We start from the raw sequence: 21,180 nt of genomic DNA, 5'->3' as shown, positions 1-21,180 counted from the left end.
GACAGAAGCACATAGGATGAAGGAACCAGAGATCATCGGATCGGGCGCGGCGAAAGTCCTGTGCGTCATCGGCACACGCCCGGAAGCTATCAAGATGGCGCCGGTCATCTCTGCCATCGCAAACTGCCCAGACCTGCATGCCCATGTTCTCATGACAGGCCAGCATCGTGAAATTGCATCAGAAGCTCTAAAGTCCTTTGATATCACCCAAATCAACTGGCTCGATGTGTCCAGCACCAGCCATAAACTGGCCGATCAGGCCGGTGAGCTGCTCAAAGGCATCAACGCCTACATGGCCGTGCATCATCCCAAATACGCTCTGGTCCATGGTGACACCACAACAGGCTTCGTTGGTGCGCTTGCCAGCTTTTACAGCGCCGTGCCAGTTGGCCATGTGGAAGCCGGTTTGCGCAGCGGCGAGCTGACGGACCCGTTTCCCGAAGAAGCCAACCGGCGGCTGGCGGATCAACTGTGTCACAGACTGTTCGCGCCAACATCCATCGCCAAAGACAACTTGCTGCGCGAAGGCCTGAGCGAAGACAAAATCCTCACCACCGGAAACACCGTGGTGGATGCCGTGCGCCATCTGGCTCAGAAGATCAAACCAGCACGAGATCTTGAGGAGCTCAAGAACGTATTGGGGCCTGAAAAGAGATTGGCACTGGTCACCACACACCGGCGTGAAAATTGGGGCGATCCCATGCGCCGCATTTGCCAGGCCATAAAACACATGGTCGACACCCACGAAGATCTCCAAGTGGTTTTGCCGGTGCATCCGAATCCAGTGGTCAGAGACGTTGTTGAGGATGTGCTGAAAAACGTCAGGCGCGTTCATCTGGTCAAGCCGCTGTCTTATGAGGCGCTCGTGGCACTGGAACGGGATGCAGATCTGATCCTGACAGACAGCGGCGGCATACAGGAAGAAGCACCGGAGTTCGGAACGCCACTGCTAATCCTGCGCAAGACAACCGAACGACCAGAAGCTCTGGCCAGCGGACTTGCAAAACTGGTCGGCACATGCGAGCAAACAATCGCAGACGAAGCTGCACATATTCTGAAATGTGAGCGGACAAAGATCGACCGCAAAAACCCGTTTGGCGACGGCCACGCATCACAGCGCATCGCAGCTGCCGTCGAAAACCATATAAAGTCAGTCCACTAACCAGAATCTGACCTTTTATCATTTAGTTCCATAATCTACCTTATGCGTATTAGTGATATAGACGCCCCATAGCACGGTTTGTGGTGCTGGCAAGCTCGGAACTGGCTTCAAACGCGTTCCATCAAACCAGCTACAGACAAGCCAATGCCGCAAACACGCATGTGTCTGCGGCATCACAATACTCAAATCAGGCTTTTACATATCCATCACGATACGGCCATCAATCTTGCCGTTACGCATGCGATCGAAGATGTCGTTGATGTTGTCCAGCGGCTCTGTGGTGTAATGCGCAGCAACCTGGCCATCGCCAGCAAACTCCAATGACTCGCGCAGATCATTTCGCGTGCCCACAATGGAACCACGCAGTGTTTTCCGGTTCAGCACCATATCAAAAATGTTCAGCGGGAAATCTTCTGGTGGCAGCCCCACAAGGCTCATCGTGCCACCACGGGCCAGCATGCCAACGCCTTGCTGGAAGCTCTTGCCAGCCACCGCTGTCACCAACACGCCCTCAGCACCGCCGCCGGCTTGCACTTCTGCCACCGGATCACACTTGAAGGCATTAAGCGTCATGTCAGCGCCCAAAGACTTTGCAAGCTCCAGTTTGTCTTCCGCAATGTCAACCGCAATCACATGCAAACCCATGGCTTTAGCATACTGAACAGCCAGATGCCCCAGACCACCGATGCCGGAAATCACCACGGTTTGCCCCGGTTTTGTCTCGGTTTCCTTCAAGCCCTTGTAAACTGTCACACCCGCACACAGGATTGGCGCCGCTGGCGCAAACTCAAGCTCTTTGGGCAAATGAGCCACGAAATTCGGGTCTGCCACAGCATATTCTGCAAAGCTGCCATTGACGCTGTAACCTGAATTCTGCTGGTTTTCGCAAAGGGTTTCCCAGCCATCTACGCAGTGCCTGCAGCACCGACAAGCCGTGTGGAGCCAGGGAATTCCGACACGATCCCCCTCCTTCACCGAGGTCACATTGCGGCCTTTCTCAACCACAATCCCAACGCCTTCATGGCCCGGAATAAAGGCTGGCGTCGGCTTGACCGGCCAATCACCTTCAGCAGCATGAAGGTCCGTATGGCACACGCCTGTGGCTTCAATCTTCACCACAACTGTGTCGTCAGTTACTGTAGGTTTTTCAACTTCACACACGTCCAGCGGCGCACCAAATTCGCGAACAACCGCTGCTCTCATCATAGACATGACGGGCTCCTAAACCTGTTCGGGCCAGAGCGGCCCCAAAGCATACAGGGACAGCTAAATTTTCCAAATGCGAGCACAAAATACCTGCATTTACAGCAAGCCTAACAAACCTTCTGGTAAGTATAAAAGAGATGATATTTCAAGGATACTTCTGCGGTTAACAGCGTTTCAGCAGGGTCATTCAAAGTTAAAAAAGCTTGTTCTTTCAAACCCAAATCACATCCCTAAAAATCATGTATTCAAGGACATACATTTCCGTAAAGTGAAATGAATTCAGTATCTTAGTCTTTCTACGTAAAAGAAAATACGAGGATACGCGGAACGCCTGAGTCTCTCTCAGTTGCCAGTCCACTCTTCGGAAAACACCCCTCATCTAGACCACTGACCGAAAGCAAAATCAAACCCACAAACCAACTTATACTTAAAATGATCCCTTCCCTCGTGAATTATCGCCAAATATGCATAAGGTAGATTATGGAATTACTCATAATTATGCGCCAATTTATTATACTATACTATAACTATACATAAATCAACATTTATCCAGACAAGCAAACACATGGCGGCGCAGAGATAGACATTTGCTTGAAAGAACAGAGAGTGCAGGACTGCACGTAACCTCTCAAAACCTCATGGATGAGCATCACTATCCGTCAATCCCAGCACACGGCGGGCGCGTAAGATGACCGGCGCATCCACCATTTTGCCATCGACCACAAAGGCCCCCTGACCCGCAAAGTTTTTCTGCTGCTCAAGCACATTGAGCGCCCACTGAACCTCTTCATCGCTTGGCTCAAAGCAGGTGTTGATCACACTGACCTGAGAGGGATGAATGGCGAATTTTCCATTGTATCCCATGTCACGCGCGTTCTGTGCCTCATCCTCAAGCCCTTCAGGATCGTTGAAGTCCAGAAACACACCGTCAATCGCCCAAAGATGGTTCTGAACCGCAGCATTCAGCAACTGCCCACGTGGCCACACAAGGCTGTTCCACCCCATGGTGCCGCCCGTCTCCGCCGTATAGTCCGCATATCCAAAAGCCAAGGCGTGCAGCGGTGCATGGGTAGATGCAATCGCCTCCGCATTGGAAAGCCCGGCAGGCGTTTCCAGCAGCGCACAGATCCGCGTCATTTCTTTACTGGGATGCGCCTGCAACAAATGGTCCAGCTGCTCCAGATCCCGCGGACTTTCGCATTTAGGCAGGAACACCCAATCCGGCAGATGAGTCAGCTCTTGAAGCCGCAGCATATCTTGCAAGCCATCCGGTGTGCCCAGTGAGGAGATGCGGATACCGATCTCACACCCCTCCTGCTCCCGTATCTGGTCCTGCAAACCACGCAGAAGGTCTCGTGCGGCAGGTTTCTGCGTTTCAGCAACCCCATCCTCCAGATCAAGCACCACGCACCCTGCTCCCGATGCTGTTGCCTTTGAGAAAAGATGGGCTTTGTCTGCAGGTAAGAATAACAGGCTCTTCACACCGGAACTCCAACTTAATCCATTGATGCCGCTAAGGCAGAAAGTAGCTCAGTAACAATTAATTTCCTGAGAATAGATAGGATCAAGCTGGTCCAAATCTAGCAAATCCCGGAAAGAGCCTCATGCCAGCCGCCAACTATGATCAGCTGTATCATCAGAAACTGACGAGCCCCGATGAGGCCATCAAAACACTGGCACGGGACACAAACCTGATCACCTTTGGCTGCTACTGCGGCACCCCTCCACGCCTCACCCGCGCGTTCTGTGAAGCTGCCGCCGCTGACTATTTCACCGGCACACCGGATGTCTACCTGCTGCGCTCAGGTAAAGAGGTCGTCGATCAATACATCAACGTGGACGTCCTCAAGCGCATCCGCCTGCTCTGCCCGTTTCTGGGCGGCAGTGTGCGCCAGTTGGCTGACCGGGCGCAGGAAATGAGCGAGAGCCATCCGGACCTGATCATCCCGCATTATCTGCCGGAGCACTTTAGCCTCTACGCCAGAGGCGTGCTGGCCCGCCGTGGCAAGCCGGACGTGCATCTCTTTCAGGTCTCACCCATGGACGAGCATGGCTACTTCAGCTTTGGGGTGGATGGCAGCATGTCCATTCCGCTCGCCTTTGCGGCAGAAAAGCTCATCATAGAAGTCAATCCCAACATGCCCCGCACCTTTGGGCCCGGCGTCATCCACGTCTCACAGGTCTCCACAATCATCGAGCACACCAGTGATCTCACCATTGTTCCTGAAAAGGCCGAGAGCCCGGAAGACAGCAAAATCGCCGATTTCGTAGCAGAACTGGTACCGGACCATGCCTGCGTGCAGTTGGGTATCGGCGCCGTACCCAATGAGGTTGGCAAACGCCTGAAACACAAGAATGATCTGGGCGTGCACACCGAGGTGCTCGGCGACACCATGATAGAGCTGATACAGGCCGGTAACGTCTCCAACCGCTACAAGCAGCTGGATGTAGGCCACTCCGTCTTCAACGTCGCCCTGTTCTCCAACCGCGACTACTACGACTTCATGGACAACAACCCCACCATGGCGTGCCATCCGGCCCACTACGTCAACAACCCGCACATCATCGCGCAGAACGACCGCATGGTCTCCGTCAACTCCTTCGTCGAGATCGACCTCTTTGGGCAGGTCGCCTCAGAATCCGTCAACTGGCGCCAGATTTCCGGCAGTGGTGGCCAGCTGGACTTCGTGCGCGGCGCCTTCCGCTCCAAAGAAGGGATAGCCGTGCTGGCAGCCCATGCAACGGCGAAAAACGGCACGGTTTCCAAGATCGTCCCGCGCCTGCAAAACATCGTCACCACCCCGCGCAACGACGTCAGCTTCGTTGTTACAGAATACGGCTGCACCAACCTGTTCGGCATGTCCACCTCAGAGCGCGCCCACGCCCTCATCGAACTCGCCGCCCCGCAGTTCCGCGATGAGCTGCGCGAAGAAGCCAGGAAGCTGACCATCTACTAGGCTGAAAGGAGCCCGCCATGTACTCAGCCTACGCACAAATCTCCGAAACACGGTTTCTGGAGATCTATGGCCTGAATTTCGAAGAGTTTGCAGAAGGCCAGGTGTTTCATCATCGCCCCGGTATGACGGTTTCTCAGCAGGAAAATGCAGAGGAAGCGTTTGACACCTTCAACTGCGCAATGCTGCATTATGACGAGCACTACGCCGCCCAGACCGAGTTTAAAAAGCCGCTGGTCGTCTCCACGCTCACCTTGCAAAAGATCTTCGGCATGAGCTGGAAGACCTTCGCTCGCAAGGACCGCATAACGGCATTTGAGAATATCTCCATGACGGGCCCCATCTTCGGCGGTGACACGCTCTACTGCACCAGCCAGATCATAAAGACCGACAACACCAGCGGTAAAACGGGCGACGTCACCGTAAAAGCCTCCTGCACCAACCAGAATGGCGTCGAGGTTGCCAACCTCACCTACACGGTCAACATCTTCAAAAAAGGCCAGCATCCGGTCTGGGGTAATCAGCCCAACACCTGCAGTAATCCGTGGTTTTTAGCCTATCACCAGCGTGAGGATGGCTCCCTGCAGGAAGCAACCGGCATCTTCTTTGAAGGCTTTGCCAAGGGCCAGATCTTCGAGCACAGCCCGGAAATCACCCTGCACCCGTCCTCCATGCTCCGCCATGCCGTCCAGACCATGCAGTGGCACCCTTTGTACAACGACAGAGAGTTCGCCCGGGACATTTACGGCAGAGACCGCCTGCCTGCCTCAGAGCTCCACGTGCTCTCCCTCATCACCGCTGCCACCACCTCTACCTTCGGTCGTGTGGTTGCCAATTTGGGCTGGACCGATACAAAGCTGTCTCGCCACTTTTACGCAGAAGACCGCTTCAAAGTCACAAGCGAAGTCCTGGCGACGCGCGAAAGCCGCTCCAGACCAGATCAGGGCATTTTGACCGTAAAGACCGTCGCGCAAGACCAAACCGCCCAGGAAGCCCTCTCCTACATCCGAACCCTCCTCATCTACCGAGAAGGCAAAGGCCCCTATGCGGCGGCTGGATATTGATAGGATAGCAAAAGAAAACCCCGCTCATATTAAGCGGGGTTCATTTTCTTTGAGAAGGTTCTTGGTGCCTTCAACTCCAATGAGATCACTTAGACAAACGTGAAGTCATCCTGATGGAGATCAGCAACATTGACGCCCTTTAAGGTGATAGAGGTATCTTCATCAATCGTGATGACCGCGTCGGAACCACTGTCTTCAACAAAAGCCATAACAGCATCAAAATCAGCAAAGACCGAGCTTTCAAACTCAATCACATCAAGAGACCCTGCTCCCGCTTCGAAGTCAGTGATCACATCATGCCCGCTCTCACCTGAAGCGAACTTGAAGGTATCATTTCCTTCTCCACCAGAGAGTTGATCATCACCAGATCCACCGGAAATAACGTCATCTCCGTCATTCCCATTGATGATATCCGCATCCACTCCACCTTTCAGAACTTCAGCATTCTCACTGCCGTTGATTGTAATTGGAGTGCTATCAAAAGTTTCGATCACCGGAGGCGTATCAGATAGCTCATAAACGGTACCATCAGGACCAACATAGTTGCCATCTTCATTGGGTACGAAGACGTACGTAGCTCCTGCACCGTCTGCATTACCTAGAGCACCCAAGGCACCTACAGTTACAACACCATCATTATTTATTGAAACAGATCTACCAAACTGCCCATCACTCGGCGCATCAAATGCAGTTAACTCATACTTTGAGTAACCGCCTGAGGCATCCGGTACGTATACATTTACCCGACTACTATCTCCCCGAACAATTACCCCATTTGAGTTAATGTCAAAGGAATTGCTAACCAGAGGATTAAGGTCGTTATCAAATTTAGATAATGCGTAGTTACCATTCCCATCAGGCTTATAAATAAAGGTTGCTTCATATGAACCAACAACTACCGTACCATCTTGTTGAACAGCAACTTGAGATCCGAAGAAGTTGTCGGCAACTGGAGGTTTTAACTGCGTCTCTGTGTAATTTCCATCACCATCTGGCACATAAATAAACACAACACCCTGACCACCTACTGAAATCACTCCATCATTATTGATAGCCAAACCTCTATTGTGGGCATAGAAGTCTTCTGAAAGCGCTAATTGCGTTTCTGTGTAGTTTCCATCACCATCTGGCGTAAATACATAAACTCTATCTGAGCTATTCCCGAACGCCCCAGCTAAAATTACTCCACTATCATTAATATCTAATCGTTGTCCCAAAGTGTCTTTTCGCAGACCATCTGAGGCTGTCAGTTTCACTTCTGAATAGCTACCACCCTCAGTTGGAGTAAAAACATAAATAGAACCTGAGTTTTCACCCATGTCATCATCATTAAAACTGCTTGCAACAATTACTCCTGCATTGTTGATCGCAGTCGTATTTCCAAAGAAATCGACGTCATCACCGTCTGATGTCGTCAACTTCGTTTCCTCATAAAACCCATTATCAATTGGTGTGTAAACGTAGATAGAACCAGAAGCAGAGCCGTTATCGTCATCAGCATAAGCTCCAACAACAACAACTCCGTTGTCATTCACACTAACACTGTTACCAAAACGATCATCAGTCGCACCATCCGGAGCTACGAGCTTTGCAGCTAAAGCATCACCTGTTACCTCGTGATACTCATTGTAGGAGATAATGTTAACATGCGTATCAGATAGCTCATAAACGGTACCATCAGGACCAACATAGTTGCCATCTTCATTGGGTACGAAGACGTACGTAGCTCCTGCACCGTCTGCATTACCTAGAGCACCCAAGGCACCTACAGTTACAACACCATCATTATTTATTGAAACAGATCTACCAAACTGCCCATCACTCGGCGCATCAAATGCAGTTAACTCATACTTTGAGTAACCGCCTGAGGCATCCGGTACGTATACATTTACCCGACTACTATCTCCCCGAACAATTACCCCATTTGAGTTAATGTCAAAGGAATTGCTAACCAGAGGATTAAGGTCGTTATCAAATTTAGATAATGCGTAGTTACCATTCCCATCAGGCTTATAAATAAAGGTTGCTTCATATGAACCAACAACTACCGTACCATCTTGTTGAACAGCAACTTGAGATCCGAAGAAGTTGTCGGCAACTGGAGGTTTTAACTGCGTCTCTGTGTAATTTCCATCACCATCTGGCACATAAATAAACACAACACCCTGACCACCTACTGAAATCACTCCATCATTATTGATAGCCAAACCTCTATTGTGGGCATAGAAGTCTTCTGAAAGCGCTAATTGCGTTTCTGTGTAGTTTCCATCACCATCTGGCGTAAATACATAAACTCTATCTGAGCTATTCCCGAACGCCCCAGCTAAAATTACTCCACTATCATTAATATCTAATCGTTGTCCCAAAGTGTCTTTTCGCAGACCATCTGAGGCTGTCAGTTTCACTTCTGAATAGCTACCACCCTCAGTTGGAGTAAAAACATAAATAGAACCTGAGTTTTCACCCATGTCATCATCATTAAAACTGCTTGCAACAATTACTCCTGCATTGTTGATCGCAGTCGTATTTCCAAAGAAATCGACGTCATCACCGTCTGATGTCGTCAACTTCGTTTCCTCATAAAACCCATTATCAATTGGTGTGTAAACGTAGATAGAACCAGAAGCAGAGCCGTTATCGTCATCAGCATAAGCTCCAACAACAACAACTCCGTTGTCATTCACACTAACACTGTTACCAAAACGATCATCAGTCGCACCATCTGAAGCTACGAGCTTTGCTGGGCTAATCGCAAACTCACTCTCTCCATTCACAGTTACAGTAACCGTCTCAGTCGAACTCTCACCTGAACTATCAGTTACTGTGTAGCTGAACGTGTCCGTGGCGACTTCTCCATTATTTAGGCTGTCGAACTGACCATTTGGGTCATATGTAAACGTGCCATCATCATTGATAATGACTGTTCCGGACGTACTGCTGGTTTCAACAGTGAAGCTGTGAGTATCATTGGCATCTGGATCAAGGAACACAGGAGAGACGACTACAGAACTGCTTTCTGTGGTACTCACATTTACCGCAGAAGCTACTGGCGCATCATTCTCACCGATGATTGTTAATGTCACGGTTGAAGTATGACTACCACCATGATTGTCAGTTACAGTGTAAGTGAACGTATCAGTACCAGTTTCTCCATCCGACAGATAATCGAATGCTGGGTATGGAGTATACTCGAACACGCCGTCACCAGTTTCAGATAAGATGCCGCCCAGTTCATTTGTATTTACAGAGTAAGTGTGTGTATCTCCAAGATCTGGATCTTGGTAAATAATGCGAAAAACAATCCTACCATCTTCATGTGCAGTCATTGCAACTGGGTATGTAGTTGGCGGAGTATTCTGACCTTGCCCTTGACCATGCACTGTTATCGTAACAGTTTCAGTTGAACTCTCACCTGCTGCATCAGTCACCGTATATGTGAATGTATCGGTCGCTGTTTCACCAGCATCAAGATTATCGAACTTCCCATTAGGGTTATAGGAGAAGGTCCCATCTTCGTTGATTGTAACAGCGCCTAAGGTGTCAGATGTGTCAACTGAGTGGGTGTGGCTATCAGAACTATCAGAATCTGAAAATTCAGGTGAAACCACTATCGCTGTGTTTTCATCTGTCTGCTTCGCAATTGCGACAGCGACCGGCCCGTCATTTTGTCCAGTAAGTGTAATCGTTACAGTAGATGTAGAGCTCTCTCCCGCCGCATCTGTAACTGAATAAGAAAATGTATCTGTAGCTGTTTCACCGACTGCAAGATAATCGAACTCAGTTCCAGGGTCATAATGGAAGGTGTCTTCACTAACAACTGCTGCAGTACCAATCATTTCATCGGCATTAAGAACAAGGCTATGGGTATCTGAAAGGTCTAAATCCTGAAAAAATACACGAACAGCAATAATACCGTTCTCGGACGATGTAATCTGAACGGGATAAGAAAATGGTGCAGTGTTAGGCATTGAACTCACTCCAATATGTTATGTACACATATTGCGAGTATTTTCCTTGTGCGAAACTTATAGTTGTAATTTGGTCGTGAAATTCAATACCTAACTCTCCATCTCATGGCTATCCAAAATGAAAGTCACAGCTATCGAACCGACAGTGATCTAGTTATGATGCCCCTTCCAATCAGCTAGGTGAGCCACAGCACGTGCAAACAATGACCGATGAAACGACACGGCAGCAGGAGGCTGCTGAGAACAATGCGGATCTTTACAGGCATATGTTTGGGGCGCATGGGGTTTCGTTTGAGTGGTCTTCAGAGCTGTTCCACACGTCAGAGCAACCCTTGCCGTTCTATTCAAGCATTGTGACATTGAAGCCTGCGGTATCACTTCAAACCATCAACGAACTCATTGCAAACGCATCCTTTTCCGTTTTCATCAAGGATAGCTTCGCGGATCTGCCTCTGGAGGTGCTGGGGTTCAGCACACTTTTTGAAGCCAGTTGGTTTTATCTGGATACACCTGTTCAGGCAGATACCTCGGGCTGGCAGCAGACGTCCACTCCAGAGCAATTGCAGAGTTGGGAGGCCAGCTGGAAGAAGGCGAGGAACCAGACGGATTGTGCGATGTTCCCACCAAAACTGCTGGACAATCCCGTTTTTGCATTCTGGGGTTATTTTGAAGGATCAGAGATCACCAAAGGCTTCATCGGCAATCATTCCGGCACCTCGGTAGGCCTGTCAAACTTCTTTGCAGAAGACCTTTCACCTCACACCTTCAGGCAAATGGCCGCGCTGTTGCAAAGGTGGAAGCCGGAAAAGCCCGTGACTGGTTATGCCCGGGGGGATGCATTATTGAACGCCCAAGCCGCAGGGTTTGAAACATCCGGCAAGCTGAAGGTCTGGCACAAACCATATTCTGGCAGCTAAACGCGTTTTTCACGCAACAGCAATGAACCGCTCAAAATCTCATCAAACATGGGCAGAAACTGAAACAATATGTGAGGCGTAAACTATTGTTTCCAGTGTTGTATTTCGTCATATCCTAAACAGAAATTTGGTCACATTTCACGCCTATTTCTCCCGGTCTCAACAGTGTTTCAGGAGAAACGTCATGGCCGTCGAGGTTTGGCTGACTTACGTGATCGCCTGTATCATCCTGCTTATCATCCCCGGTCCAACCGTCCTCATGGTCTCCAGCTATGGCATCAGTCAGGGCCTGCGAGCCGTCATTGCCTCCGCACTTGGAGTGAGCTTGGGAAGCATCCTTCTTATCTCTGTCGCTCTGGCCGGTCTGGGGGCCGTTATTTCCACCTCAGCCCTGCTCTATGATCTGCTCCAATATGCAGGGGCCACCTATCTTATCTATCTGGGCATCAGCATGTGGCGCAGGAAGTCCGTCGTCAAAGGCCAGCTCGAAATCACCGCGACGTCCCGCTTTCATATCTTCAGAGACACGTTCCTCGTCTCTGCCTTCAATCCCAAAGACATGCTGTTCTTCGTCGCCTTTCTCCCCCAGTTCGTGGATGACACCGTCCCCGTCATCCCTCAGTTTGTGCTGCTGGGTGTGACCTTCGTCGTTCTGGGCGGCATCAACACCATGTTCTGGACGTCCATGGCCGGCAGTTGCAGAACCATGCTCATGGGCGGAAAAAGCGCAAGACGGCTCAACAGAATTGGCGGCACCGGTTTGCTCAGTGCCGGCCTGTTCATCGCTCTGTCCGGCAAGTTCCCATGAAAGAGCAAGTGCTGTTAGCTCAAACTCACTCCAGATTTTCTCAAAACAACCCCACTACCCAAACGCGCTCTCCGTGGGTAAGCTCATAATCAATACGATGAGTGAGTATCGCTCAAAGCATCTCTTTCAGTCCTGATCTGGACTTTCCGGAGTTTCCTTATGGCATTTGAAACTTGGCTCGCGTTTGCTGCCGCCAGCATGCTGCTGCTGATCATTCCCGGCCCAACTGTATTAATGGTCATCAGTTACAGCCTCAGTCAGGGCAAGCGCGCGGCAGTGGCCTCAGTCACCGGTGTGATGCTGGGCGATATGTTCGCCATCACCGCTGCATTGGCTGGCCTTGGCGCGGTTCTGGCAACCTCTGCCATGCTCTTTCAGATCATGAAATACATTGGCGCGGCTTACCTCATCTACATCGGCATCAAGATGTGGCGCACCAACTCTGGCGTGGCCGCACAGGTGGAAATGCCCGTAGTTCCGGCCAAGCGCATCTTCCGCGATACGCTGCTGGTCACCACCTTCAACCCCAAAGGCATGCTGTTCTTCGTAGCATTCCTGCCTCAGTTCGTGGATCAAACCCAGCCAGTACTGACCCAGTTCTTCATTCTGGGTCTGACATTCGTCACCCTCGGCGGCATCAACACCCTGTTCTGGGTCTCCATGGCCGGTGGTTTGCGCAAAGTGGTCAATGGCCCAAGCACATTGAAGCGCCTGAACAAGGTTGGCGGCACTGGCCTTCTGGGAGCTGGGATTTTCACGGCCCTATCTGGCCGCGTCAGCTAACAGAAAAGCCCGGATCATCCGGGCTTTTCTCATTTATCGAAGAAGTGTCTTCAAGGCATCCGCCACAATAATCGTAGCGGCCTTCAGGTCCGATAATTGCAGATGTTCATCCGCCCCATGGGCGTTTGCCTCCACAATCGTGCGTGGCCCGGCACCATAAAGCACAGTTGGAATGCCAGCCTCTGCATAGTGGCGAGCGTCCGTATAGAGCGGTGCACCTGTGGCTTTCAGTTCAATGCCTAAAATCTCTTTGGCTGGCCATTTCAACGCTTCAATCAGCTTCTTGGCACCCGGTAGTTCGCGCAATGGCTCGGCAATCATGATTCGCCGACATTCCACTTCAACCCCGCAGTCTTCCGGCACAACAGACTCGATCAGCTCAATCAGTTGCTCTTCCACCTGCTCACCGTTTTCCTCAGGGATCAAACGCCGGTCCAAACGCAGAGAAACCCGATCCGGCACCACATTGGTGTTGATGCCACCGGAAATGAGGCCGACGGTGATCTGAGGGGATCCAATGCCGTCCTGCCCGCTTTCAATGGACTTCAGGCGCTCGCGCTCAGCATAGATCGCAGCAAGAACCGGTGTCGCTGCCTGCAACGCATCTGCGCCAGTTTCGGGCATGGCCGCATGGGCCTGACGACCGCGGAAGATCACTTCCATATGCAAACAGCCGTTATGCGCAGTCGTTGCGGCATAGGAAAAGCCTGCGGAGATGGCATAATCCGGCTGGGTCAGCTCTTGCTCCAGCAGCCATTTCGGGCCAACAAACCCACCAGCTTCCTCGTCATAGGTCAAGTGCAGCTCAACGGAGCCTTCCAGCTCATCGGCATACTCACGCAGTGCCAGAAGCGCAAAGGCGTAAGTGGCAAAGTCTCCCTTGGAAACAGCTGCCCCGCGCCCATAAAGCGCATCATCCTCAATCTCAGCTCCATAGGGCTCTTTGGACCAGCCTTCACCCGGAGGCACCACATCGCCATGAGCGTTAAGCGCGATCACAGGGCCAAGACCACTGCCAAATTTTTCCCGCACAATCAGGTTGGTGACAGACACCATGCCGTTCTGGCGCACAAATGGTTCTGGGACAGGGTGTTTTTCAACGGTAAAGCCAAGGCCTTCAAGCAGCTCAGCAGTCCGCATGGCGTGGCGCTCCGTATCCCCCGGCGGGTTATCACTTGGCACCTTGACCAATTCGCGCAGGAACTCAACCTGCTCCGCAAACCGGCTTTCTACTGCGGCCTTCATGAACGCTCCCCTTGAATTTCATAGTCTCGCTAATCCAAAGGATAACGATGATGGTTGCAAGCCTCTTGTTTTGCGCACCCTCATGTTCCAGTGGATTACTGCCCATTACGTAACTGTAGGAAAGGCAGGTTTAATCGGATCAGGAGCTGACGGCTCTCTGCTCATCTGAAACCAGATCCTCCAGACGGAACCGGAAAATACGGCAAATCTGGTGCAGAGCCTCCACAAACTCATCTTCCGCAGAGTTTTGCAGGCGCAACTCAAAAGCCTCCAGAATCTGGTGCTTTGTCGCGCCTTTCACTGCAAAAATGAAGGGAAAGCCATAACTGGATTTGTAGGCATCGTTAAGCTGGGTGAACTGCTCATACTCAGCGTCTGTCAACTGATCCAGACCGGCTCCGGACTGTTCGTTCACGGAGGCCTCAGCCATTTCTCCAGCACGCGCAGCTTTACCCGCCAAATCCGGATGGGCGCGGATCAGAGCCAGCTGCGCATCTTCCTCAGCTCCTTGCAAGGAACTGGCAAACGCTTCAATCAGAGCCTCACGAGACCCATATGGCGCCTCCCGGTGCGCAACTACGGCAACCCAGGGAGAATGCTCAGCCACATTGCCAAACACCTCGGTAAAGGTGTCCAGCGCAAACTGGTTCACCTCCTCCAGAGAATATGTCGTCATCCCCACCACCTCAGCGCGCTTGCAGCCAGGCACCAAGCAACTCACGCTCGTGCTTGGTCATGCCAGTCTCATTGCCCAATGGCATGGCATTAGAGCGAACCGCCTGTGCCATGATCAAGGTGTCATAGCGGCGCAAATCAGCAACGCTATCCAGCTCAATGTTCTTTGGCGCTTCGGTAAAGGCCTCGTTGGTCGGCGCCGCACTATGACAGCTTGCACAGTGAGCCTGCGCAATTTGCAGTGCCTGCGTATCTGAGACAGCAACATCACCACCCAGTTTGGCCGGTGTTGTCACAATCACCGCCGCAATCAGACTGACAGCTGCTGCAGGCAGCGCCCACCAGAAGTTGGCGAAGTTGTCATGAGCATCATGACGGTTGATGAAGTGGCGTACCATACCACCCATCACAAGGATCAGCGCCACCACCAGCACCGGCTGGCTGTGCCCTGTCAGCAATGGATAGTGGTTGGAAACCATCATCAGAAGCACAGGCAAGGTCAGGTAGTTGTTGTGAACCGAGCGCTGCTTGCCAATCAGGCCAAGCGCTGCATCAGGTTCGCGCCCCGCCAGCAAATCTGCTGTAATCTTCTTCTGGTTCGGGATGATCACCATGAACACGTTGAAGGCCATAAACGTGCCGATCAACGCACCAACATGAATGAGAACTCCGCGGCCAGAAAAGACCTGAGAATAACCGTAGGTCGCGCCCAGAATGATCACCAGCAGGCACGCAGCCAGCAGTGGTGTGTTCTTTCCAATGGGTGACCGGCACAGGCGGTCATACACCATCCAGCCAAATGCCAGAGACGCGATGGAGATTGCAACAGCCTCAGATGGCAGAAGTTTCATGACTTCCGGATCAATAAGGTAAACCGTTGCGTTGAAATAATATTGAACCGTTAGAAGAGCAAAACCTGACACCCAGGTCAGATAGGCATCCCATTTGTACCAGATCAGGTCTTTGGGCAGTTCTTTTGGCGCAACCATGTATTTCTCAACATGGTAGAACCCGCCGCCATGGACTTCCCATGCGCTGCCAAAGATGCCCTGTGCCTGCCCTTCCCGTTTGCGCAAGGAAAGGTCGAGAGCGATGAAGTAAAACGATGTCCCAATCCAGGCTACGCCCACTATCAAGTGAAACCAGCGGAAAAGCAGATTGAGCCATTCACTAAGGAACGTGGCTGTCATTGTCTTGTTCTTTTAAGTTCAATTGAAATGCGTAGGCAGTGGGAGCTTGCCCCCACTGCGAAAATCGTAGGAGAGCACCATGAAAAAAGTGCGGCGCTCTCCGAATATTTAAGCGCTGGGCTTACTTAGGCAGCTGGTCGTCGATGCCCTTCACGTAGAAGTTCATGGAAAGCAGAGCGCCATCATCAGCGGTTTCACCAGCTTTCAGGAACTCAGAACCATCCTGCTTGGTGATTGGGCCGGTAAATGGCTTCAGCTCACCAGACTTGATAGCTGCAAGAGTTTTAGCTGCTTCATCTGCAACATCCTGCGGGATGTTGGTGAACGGAGCCATGTGAACCATGTCTGCATCCAGACCACCCCAGGTGTCCTGACCTTTCCAGTTACCATCCATAACCGCCTGAACGCGGGAGATGTAGTAAGCGGACCAGTCGTCGATGATCGCAGTTGCCTGAGCCTTAGGCGCAAACTTGATCATGTCGGAAGCCTGACCAAAACCCATGATGCCACGCTCTTCAGCAACCTGCAGAGGTGCTGGGGAGTCAGTGTGCTGAACCATGATGTCAACGCCCTGGTCGATCAGTGCTTTGGCAGCATCTGCTTCACGGCCCGGATCGTACCAGGAGTTCACCCAGATGGTTTTGATCTTGAAGTCTGGATTAACAGACTGCGCACCCAGCATGAAGGAGTTGATGCCGCGCACAACTTCAGGGATAGGGAAGGAACCGATGTAACCAGCAGTGCCGGACTTGGAGATCTTCGCAGCGATCTGACCCAGAACATAACGGCCTTCATAGAAACGAGCGCCGTAAGAAGAAACGTTCTTCGCCTGCTTGTAGCCAGTTGCGTGCTCAAACTTCACTTTTGGGAACTTACGCGCAACCTTAAGGGTTGGGTTCATGTAACCAAAGGACGTGGTGAAGATCAGCTCGTGACCGGAGCGAGCCAGACGCTCAATCGCGCGCTCAGCATCCGCACCTTCTGGCACGCTCTCAATGTAGGTGGTTTCAACTTTGTCGCCAAAGTGCTTTTCAATCGCCTGACGACCCTGATCGTGCTGGTAAGACCAGCCGTGATCAGAAACAGGACCAACGTAAATGAAGCCCACTTTCAGTGGATCAGCAGCATTTGAAGCCCCAGCGGAAAGACCAAGTGCAACTGCAGCTGTCGCTGCCAGTTTGAAGATACTGCGCATTGTGCGCTCCCCTTTATAGGTTAACCTGCATTCCAGCCACGCAACACCCTAATAAGCGCGGTGAAATGCACCAGAGAACTATGTGAACGACGGCGCCAAGCAAACACGATAGGAACAAACCCGAAGGTCGTTCTGCGCATTTGTGCGCTATCAAGTTGTTTCCTGCTTTGTTGTATCTCGCATGTAAATGCGATCTTTTATTCGAGTGCGGGCAGGTTTCCGCGATCTGTGCAACGGTGAGCCGTGTTATTTGCACTCAGAGATCAAGGTCTCTGTTATCTTCGTTCTCTCGCCCTCATGTATACGAAGGTCGAAATATTGGCAATTTGACCAATGTCTACTATGAGCACATTGGTCAAATCAGGTTTTTCTTAGCGATCAGGCACAAAAGGCTTTCCAAGACATGCAGGTGTATTAACCTTGGCAAGTGTCTTGTTACGCGAAATCATGATCAGCACGATGATGGTCGCCAGATACGGCAGCGCAGACATGAACTGCGTCGGCAACCCGATGCCAGCCGCCTGCGCATGGAACTGCAAAATGGAAACCGCACCAAACAGGTAAGCCCCCACCAACACTCGCGCCGGACGCCAGCTTGCAAACACCACCAGAGCCAGCGCGATCCAGCCACGACCAGCGGTCATGCCCTCAACCCACTGCGGGGTATAGATCAGCGACAGGTAAGCCCCAGCAAGACCGGAACACGCCCCACCAAACATCACCGCCAGATAACGCACCTTGATCACGGAGTAACCGAGAGAGTGCGCTGAGCCGTGGTTGTCGCCAACAGCACGGATGATCAGACCCGTACGGGACTTGAACAGCACAAAGTAAACCGCAATCACCAGACCATAAGAAGCGTAAACCAGAATATCCTGATTAAACAGCAGCGGCCCGATGAACGGAATGGCGGAAAGGCCCGGAATAGCAATCGGCTTCAGGCTGATGCCCGGTTGGCCGATAAACGCTTCCCCGATCATACCCGAAAGCCCGAGGCCCAGAATGGTCAGAGCAAGGCCTGTCGCCACTTGGTTTGTCATCAGGTTCAGCGTCAGGAAGCCGAACAGAACGCTCATGGCAACGCCGGAGATCATCGCAGCGATGATACCGATGTAAGGAGAGCCGGTCGCCTGCGTGGCTGCAAAGCCCATCACAGCACCAACGATCATCATGCCTTCAACGCCAAGGTTCAGCACACCGGAGCGCTCCACCACCAACTCACCAATCGCAGCAAGCAGCAGCGGTGTGGAGGCAGTGATGATTGTCAGAAGAACAGCTTCAATCATGGAAAGATCAGACATTGGCTGCCTCCTTCACGCCCTTTGCGTTGGAAACAAACTTGAATTTGTAAAGAATGAGCGTGTCACACGCGAGCACGAAGAACAGCAACATACCCTGGAACACGCGGGTCACTTTATCAGTCAGACCCAGGCTCACCTGCGCAGACTCGCCGCCGATATAGGAAAGCCCCAGCAGCAAACCAGCAAACAGAATGCCGATCGGGTTCAGACGTCCAAGAAACGCCACGATAATCGCCGTAAAGCCATAGCCGGGAGAGATAACAGGTGTGAGCTGCTCAATGGAGCCGGAAACTTCCGCCATACCCGCAAGACCAGCCAGACCACCGGAAACGAGGAACCCGAACCACACAACGCCATTACCAGAAAAGCCAGCAAAACGACCGGCGCGTGGGGTTTCACCCATCACCTTTATCTCAAAGCCCTTCAGCGTGCGGGAAAGCATCCACCAGACAACAAGAACAGCAACAACGGCAAAGATCATACCGATGTGCAAACGCCCCTCACCGATCTTCGGCAACACATGTGCAGCATCAAAGATGCGGCTTTCCGGGAAGTTGAAGCCCTCAGGATCACGCCATGGACCACGCACAAGGAAGTCAAGAATGTACTGCGCGATATACACCAGCATTAGGCTGGTGAGGATCTCGTTGGTGCCAAAGCGAACCTTCAGGAATGCCGGAATAGACGCCCAGGCCATACCGCCCACAATGCCCATCAGCACCATCAGCGGCAGTGCCAGCGGACTGGTGAAGTCGTAAAACAGCACCGGAATGATGGACCCAGCCAGCGCACCCATGGTGAACTGGCCTTCTGCACCAATGTTCCAGGAGTTGGACAGGAAGCAGACGGACAAGCCAACCGCGATCAGAACCAATGGTCCTGCTTTTACCAGCAGCTCTTCAATGGACCAGCTGGTTGTCAGCGGCTCAATGAAATATGCGTAAAGCGCTTCAACCGGATTGTAGCCCATGCTGACGAACAGGATGGAACCACACACAAGCGTAAGACCAATCGCAATCAGCGGCGAAACTACGGTCATCAGCTGAGAGTGTTCAGCGCGTTTTTCAAGCTCAATGCGCATGGGTTTCTCCCGCTTTTTCCAGGGAAGAAGAAGGCTTTCCTTCACCCATACCAGCCATCAGAAGACCGATTTTCTCACGTGTCATCTCGACAGAAGGCTCTGCCGGAGAAAGTTCACCACGGGAAATAACAGCAATGCGATCCGCAACCTCATAGATCTCATCCAGATCCTGAGAGATCACCAGAACAGCAGAACCACCACGCGCCAGATCAATGATTGCCTGACGGATTAGCGCTGCAGCACCCGCATCAACACCCCAGGTCGGCTGGTTGATCACCAGCACTTTCGGCACCCGGTCCAGCTCACGGCCAACTACAAACTTCTGCAGGTTACCGCCAGAGAGCGACCGCGCCTCAGGATTGTCATGGGACATGCGCACATCGTAGGAAACCGTGATGCGCTTTTCCATTTCCCCTGCAAGCTTCTGATTGAGCATGCCATGCTTGATGAGCTCAGGATCAGACTTGTAGCGGGTCAGCAGAATGTTGTCGGAAAGAACAAAGCCCGGCACCGCACCATGTCCCAAACGCTCTTCAGGAACAAATGCAGAGCCCAGCAGGCGGCGATCGTTGATCTTGCGCTTACCAACCGGCACACCGCAGATTTCAACGGCATAAGCGTCTTTCACCTGCGTCTCACCGGAGATCGCATCAAACAGCTCACTCTGTCCGTTCGCCGCAATACCGGCAATGGCAACAATCTCACCACCGCGCAGCTCCATATTGATGTTCTTCAGCTCAATGCCAAATGCACCGTCCGATGGAATAGACAGATTGCGCAGTTTGAGCATCACATCACCCGGCTGAGCTTCGGTGGCCCCTGCAGTGATATCGTGCACGTCACCACCCACCATCATGCGAGCAAGGCTGGCTGGCGTCTCGACAGCAGGATCACATCCACCCACTACACGGCCATGACGCATGATCGTGGCGTTGTGACAGATCTTCTTCACCTCTTCCAAACGGTGAGAGATGTAAAGGATCGCACAACCTTCAGAGGCTAGACGCTGGAGTGTAATGAAAAGCTGATCCGCTTCTTGCGGCGTCAGAACGGATGTCGGCTCATCCATGATAATGAGGCTGGGGTTCTGCAAAAGGCAACGTACAATTTCAATACGCTGACGGATGCCAACCGGCAGATCTGCAACCAGTGCTGCAGGATCAAGAGGCAGGCCATACTTTTGGGAAACCTCAGTGATACGCTTGGAAAGGGCCTCGATTTTCTCGCCTTTAGGCAAGGCCAGCGCGATATTCTCAACCACACTCAGCGCTTCAAACAGCGAGAAGTGCTGGAACACCATACCAACACCCAGTTTGCGGGCAGCAGCAGGATTTGAGATTGAAACGCGTTTCCCCTTCCAGAGGATCTCTCCCGCACCCGGTTCAAGGGCGCCGTAGAGTATTTTCACGAGCGTGGACTTGCCCGCTCCGTTTTCGCCAAGCAACGCATGGATTTCACCTTGCTTGATGACGAGATCGACATTGTCGTTCGCTAGAATATCACCAAATCGCTTAGTAATACCCTTGGCTTCTATGAGATCCTCGCCCCCTGTCACCGGGCCGGACCTCTGCTCATTTTCCATCGTGTTACCCGTTCCCCCAACATAAAAATCAGATCAAGACGTTCTCCTT

General features: G+C 51.9%; 16 protein-coding genes. 6 read left to right on the top strand and 10 right to left on the bottom strand.

The genetic code is table 11. From position 1 onward, the window contains the following. Window positions 1-16: 16 nt before the first annotated feature. Window positions 17-1,162, top strand: coding sequence for a non-hydrolyzing UDP-N-acetylglucosamine 2-epimerase (wecB, locus tag PJE062_RS02840; RefSeq protein ID WP_008546221.1), 1,146 nt, complete (start codon window positions 17-19; stop codon window positions 1,160-1,162). Window positions 1,163-1,357: 195 nt separating this feature from the next. Here the strand turns inward: wecB and adhP are convergent, their stop codons facing one another. Both adhP and PJE062_RS02830 read right to left on the bottom strand, forming a co-directional pair. After that, complete coding sequence (adhP, locus tag PJE062_RS02835; RefSeq protein ID WP_008547091.1) at window positions 1,358-2,374, bottom strand: alcohol dehydrogenase AdhP; 1,017 nt, start codon at window positions 2,372-2,374, stop codon at window positions 1,358-1,360. A 630-nt stretch (window positions 2,375-3,004) separates the two neighbouring features. Then, the gene (locus tag PJE062_RS02830; RefSeq protein ID WP_208982112.1) at window positions 3,005-3,850 is read right to left on the bottom strand and encodes a CoA ester lyase; all 846 of its coding nucleotides are present in this window, start codon (window positions 3,848-3,850) and stop codon (window positions 3,005-3,007) included. A 122-nt stretch (window positions 3,851-3,972) separates the two neighbouring features. On the opposite strand from PJE062_RS02830, the gene PJE062_RS02825 reads away from it, so the two are divergent. Together PJE062_RS02825 and PJE062_RS02820 are read left to right on the top strand one after the other, a co-directional pair. Beyond that, window positions 3,973-5,325, top strand: a complete 1,353-nt coding sequence (locus tag PJE062_RS02825) for an acetyl-CoA hydrolase/transferase family protein (RefSeq protein WP_008546411.1) — start codon at window positions 3,973-3,975, stop codon at window positions 5,323-5,325. Window positions 5,326-5,342: 17 nt separating this feature from the next. Further along, window positions 5,343-6,386 (top strand): MaoC family dehydratase, encoded by a 1,044-nt coding sequence (locus PJE062_RS02820; protein WP_008547092.1) that lies wholly within the window; start codon window positions 5,343-5,345, stop codon window positions 6,384-6,386. An 89-nt stretch (window positions 6,387-6,475) separates the two neighbouring features. Here PJE062_RS02820 and PJE062_RS02815 read toward each other — a convergent pair whose 3' ends face one another. After that, a complete protein-coding gene (locus tag PJE062_RS02815) occupies window positions 6,476-10,354 on the bottom strand; it encodes a VCBS domain-containing protein (RefSeq protein ID WP_008547216.1) in 3,879 nt (1,292 codons plus the stop codon). 203 nt (window positions 10,355-10,557) lie between these two features. Here PJE062_RS02815 and PJE062_RS02810 point away from each other — a divergent pair, with 203 nt between their 5' ends. The 3 genes from PJE062_RS02810 (at window position 10,558) to PJE062_RS02800 (ending at window position 12,862) form a co-directional block, all read left to right on the top strand. Continuing rightward, window positions 10,558-11,271: a hypothetical protein gene (locus tag PJE062_RS02810; protein ID WP_157039026.1), complete on the top strand. Its 714-nt coding sequence runs from the start codon at window positions 10,558-10,560 to the stop codon at window positions 11,269-11,271. 184 nt (window positions 11,272-11,455) lie between these two features. Beyond that, on the top strand, window positions 11,456-12,079 hold the full coding sequence (locus PJE062_RS02805) for a LysE family translocator (protein WP_008546548.1): 624 nt from the start codon (window positions 11,456-11,458) through the stop codon (window positions 12,077-12,079). Between the two features lie 159 nt (window positions 12,080-12,238). Then, window positions 12,239-12,862, top strand: a complete 624-nt coding sequence (locus PJE062_RS02800; RefSeq protein WP_008547143.1) for a LysE family translocator — start codon at window positions 12,239-12,241, stop codon at window positions 12,860-12,862. Between the two features lie 33 nt (window positions 12,863-12,895). On the opposite strand, the gene PJE062_RS02795 is transcribed toward PJE062_RS02800, so the two are convergent. The 7 genes from PJE062_RS02795 to PJE062_RS02765 form a co-directional block, all read right to left on the bottom strand. Then, window positions 12,896-14,107, bottom strand: coding sequence for an ArgE/DapE family deacylase (locus tag PJE062_RS02795; protein WP_008546623.1), 1,212 nt, complete (start codon window positions 14,105-14,107; stop codon window positions 12,896-12,898). Between the two features lie 139 nt (window positions 14,108-14,246). Continuing rightward, on the bottom strand, window positions 14,247-14,783 hold the full coding sequence (gene uraD, locus PJE062_RS02790; RefSeq protein ID WP_008547173.1) for a 2-oxo-4-hydroxy-4-carboxy-5-ureidoimidazoline decarboxylase: 537 nt from the start codon (window positions 14,781-14,783) through the stop codon (window positions 14,247-14,249). Window positions 14,784-14,793: 10 nt separating this feature from the next. Then, a complete protein-coding gene (locus PJE062_RS02785) occupies window positions 14,794-15,972 on the bottom strand; it encodes a urate hydroxylase PuuD (protein ID WP_008546805.1) in 1,179 nt (392 codons plus the stop codon). A gap of 121 nt (window positions 15,973-16,093) precedes the next feature. Continuing rightward, window positions 16,094-17,167, bottom strand: a complete 1,074-nt coding sequence (locus PJE062_RS02780) for a BMP family ABC transporter substrate-binding protein (protein ID WP_008547088.1) — start codon at window positions 17,165-17,167, stop codon at window positions 16,094-16,096. A 371-nt stretch (window positions 17,168-17,538) separates the two neighbouring features. Beyond that, a complete protein-coding gene (locus tag PJE062_RS02775) occupies window positions 17,539-18,468 on the bottom strand; it encodes an ABC transporter permease (protein ID WP_008546770.1) in 930 nt (309 codons plus the stop codon). Then, on the bottom strand, window positions 18,461-19,549 hold the full coding sequence (locus PJE062_RS02770; protein WP_008546556.1) for an ABC transporter permease: 1,089 nt from the start codon (window positions 19,547-19,549) through the stop codon (window positions 18,461-18,463). Before PJE062_RS02770 ends, PJE062_RS02775 begins: the two co-directional genes overlap by 8 nt. After that, window positions 19,539-21,131, bottom strand: a complete 1,593-nt coding sequence (locus PJE062_RS02765) for an ABC transporter ATP-binding protein (RefSeq protein WP_208982111.1) — start codon at window positions 21,129-21,131, stop codon at window positions 19,539-19,541. The genes PJE062_RS02770 and PJE062_RS02765 overlap by 11 nt, the downstream gene beginning before the upstream one ends. Window positions 21,132-21,180 lie beyond the last annotated feature (49 nt).

The sequence above is a fragment of the Pseudovibrio sp. JE062 genome, assembly GCF_000156235.1.
In the GTDB taxonomy this organism is placed as follows: Bacteria; Pseudomonadota; Alphaproteobacteria; order Rhizobiales; family Stappiaceae; genus Pseudovibrio.
This window is presented reverse-complemented; position numbering and strand designations above follow the sequence as displayed.

Bases quoted from the DNA above. Each gene is read 5' to 3' on its own strand.
- PJE062_RS02770 (WP_008546556.1), bottom strand. From the start codon at position 19,549: ATGCGCATTGAGCTTGAAAAACGCGCTGAACACTCTCAGCTGATGACC.
- PJE062_RS02765 (WP_208982111.1), bottom strand. From the start codon at position 21,131: ATGGAAAATGAGCAGAGGTCCGGCCCGGTGACAGGGGGCGAGGATCTC.
- PJE062_RS02785 (WP_008546805.1), bottom strand. From the start codon at position 15,972: ATGACAGCCACGTTCCTTAGTGAATGGCTCAATCTGCTTTTCCGCTGG.
- PJE062_RS02805 (WP_008546548.1), top strand. From the start codon at position 11,456: ATGGCCGTCGAGGTTTGGCTGACTTACGTGATCGCCTGTATCATCCTG.
- PJE062_RS02815 (WP_008547216.1), bottom strand. From the start codon at position 10,354: ATGCCTAACACTGCACCATTTTCTTATCCCGTTCAGATTACATCGTCC.
- PJE062_RS02795 (WP_008546623.1), bottom strand. From the start codon at position 14,107: ATGAAGGCCGCAGTAGAAAGCCGGTTTGCGGAGCAGGTTGAGTTCCTG.
- PJE062_RS02800 (WP_008547143.1), top strand. From the start codon at position 12,239: ATGGCATTTGAAACTTGGCTCGCGTTTGCTGCCGCCAGCATGCTGCTG.
- adhP (WP_008547091.1), bottom strand. From the start codon at position 2,374: ATGTCTATGATGAGAGCAGCGGTTGTTCGCGAATTTGGTGCGCCGCTG.
- PJE062_RS02825 (WP_008546411.1), top strand. From the start codon at position 3,973: ATGCCAGCCGCCAACTATGATCAGCTGTATCATCAGAAACTGACGAGC.
- wecB (WP_008546221.1), top strand. From the start codon at position 17: ATGAAGGAACCAGAGATCATCGGATCGGGCGCGGCGAAAGTCCTGTGC.
- uraD (WP_008547173.1), bottom strand. From the start codon at position 14,783: ATGACGACATATTCTCTGGAGGAGGTGAACCAGTTTGCGCTGGACACC.
- PJE062_RS02775 (WP_008546770.1), bottom strand. From the start codon at position 18,468: ATGTCTGATCTTTCCATGATTGAAGCTGTTCTTCTGACAATCATCACT.
- PJE062_RS02780 (WP_008547088.1), bottom strand. From the start codon at position 17,167: ATGCGCAGTATCTTCAAACTGGCAGCGACAGCTGCAGTTGCACTTGGT.
- PJE062_RS02810 (WP_157039026.1), top strand. From the start codon at position 10,558: ATGACCGATGAAACGACACGGCAGCAGGAGGCTGCTGAGAACAATGCG.
- PJE062_RS02820 (WP_008547092.1), top strand. From the start codon at position 5,343: ATGTACTCAGCCTACGCACAAATCTCCGAAACACGGTTTCTGGAGATC.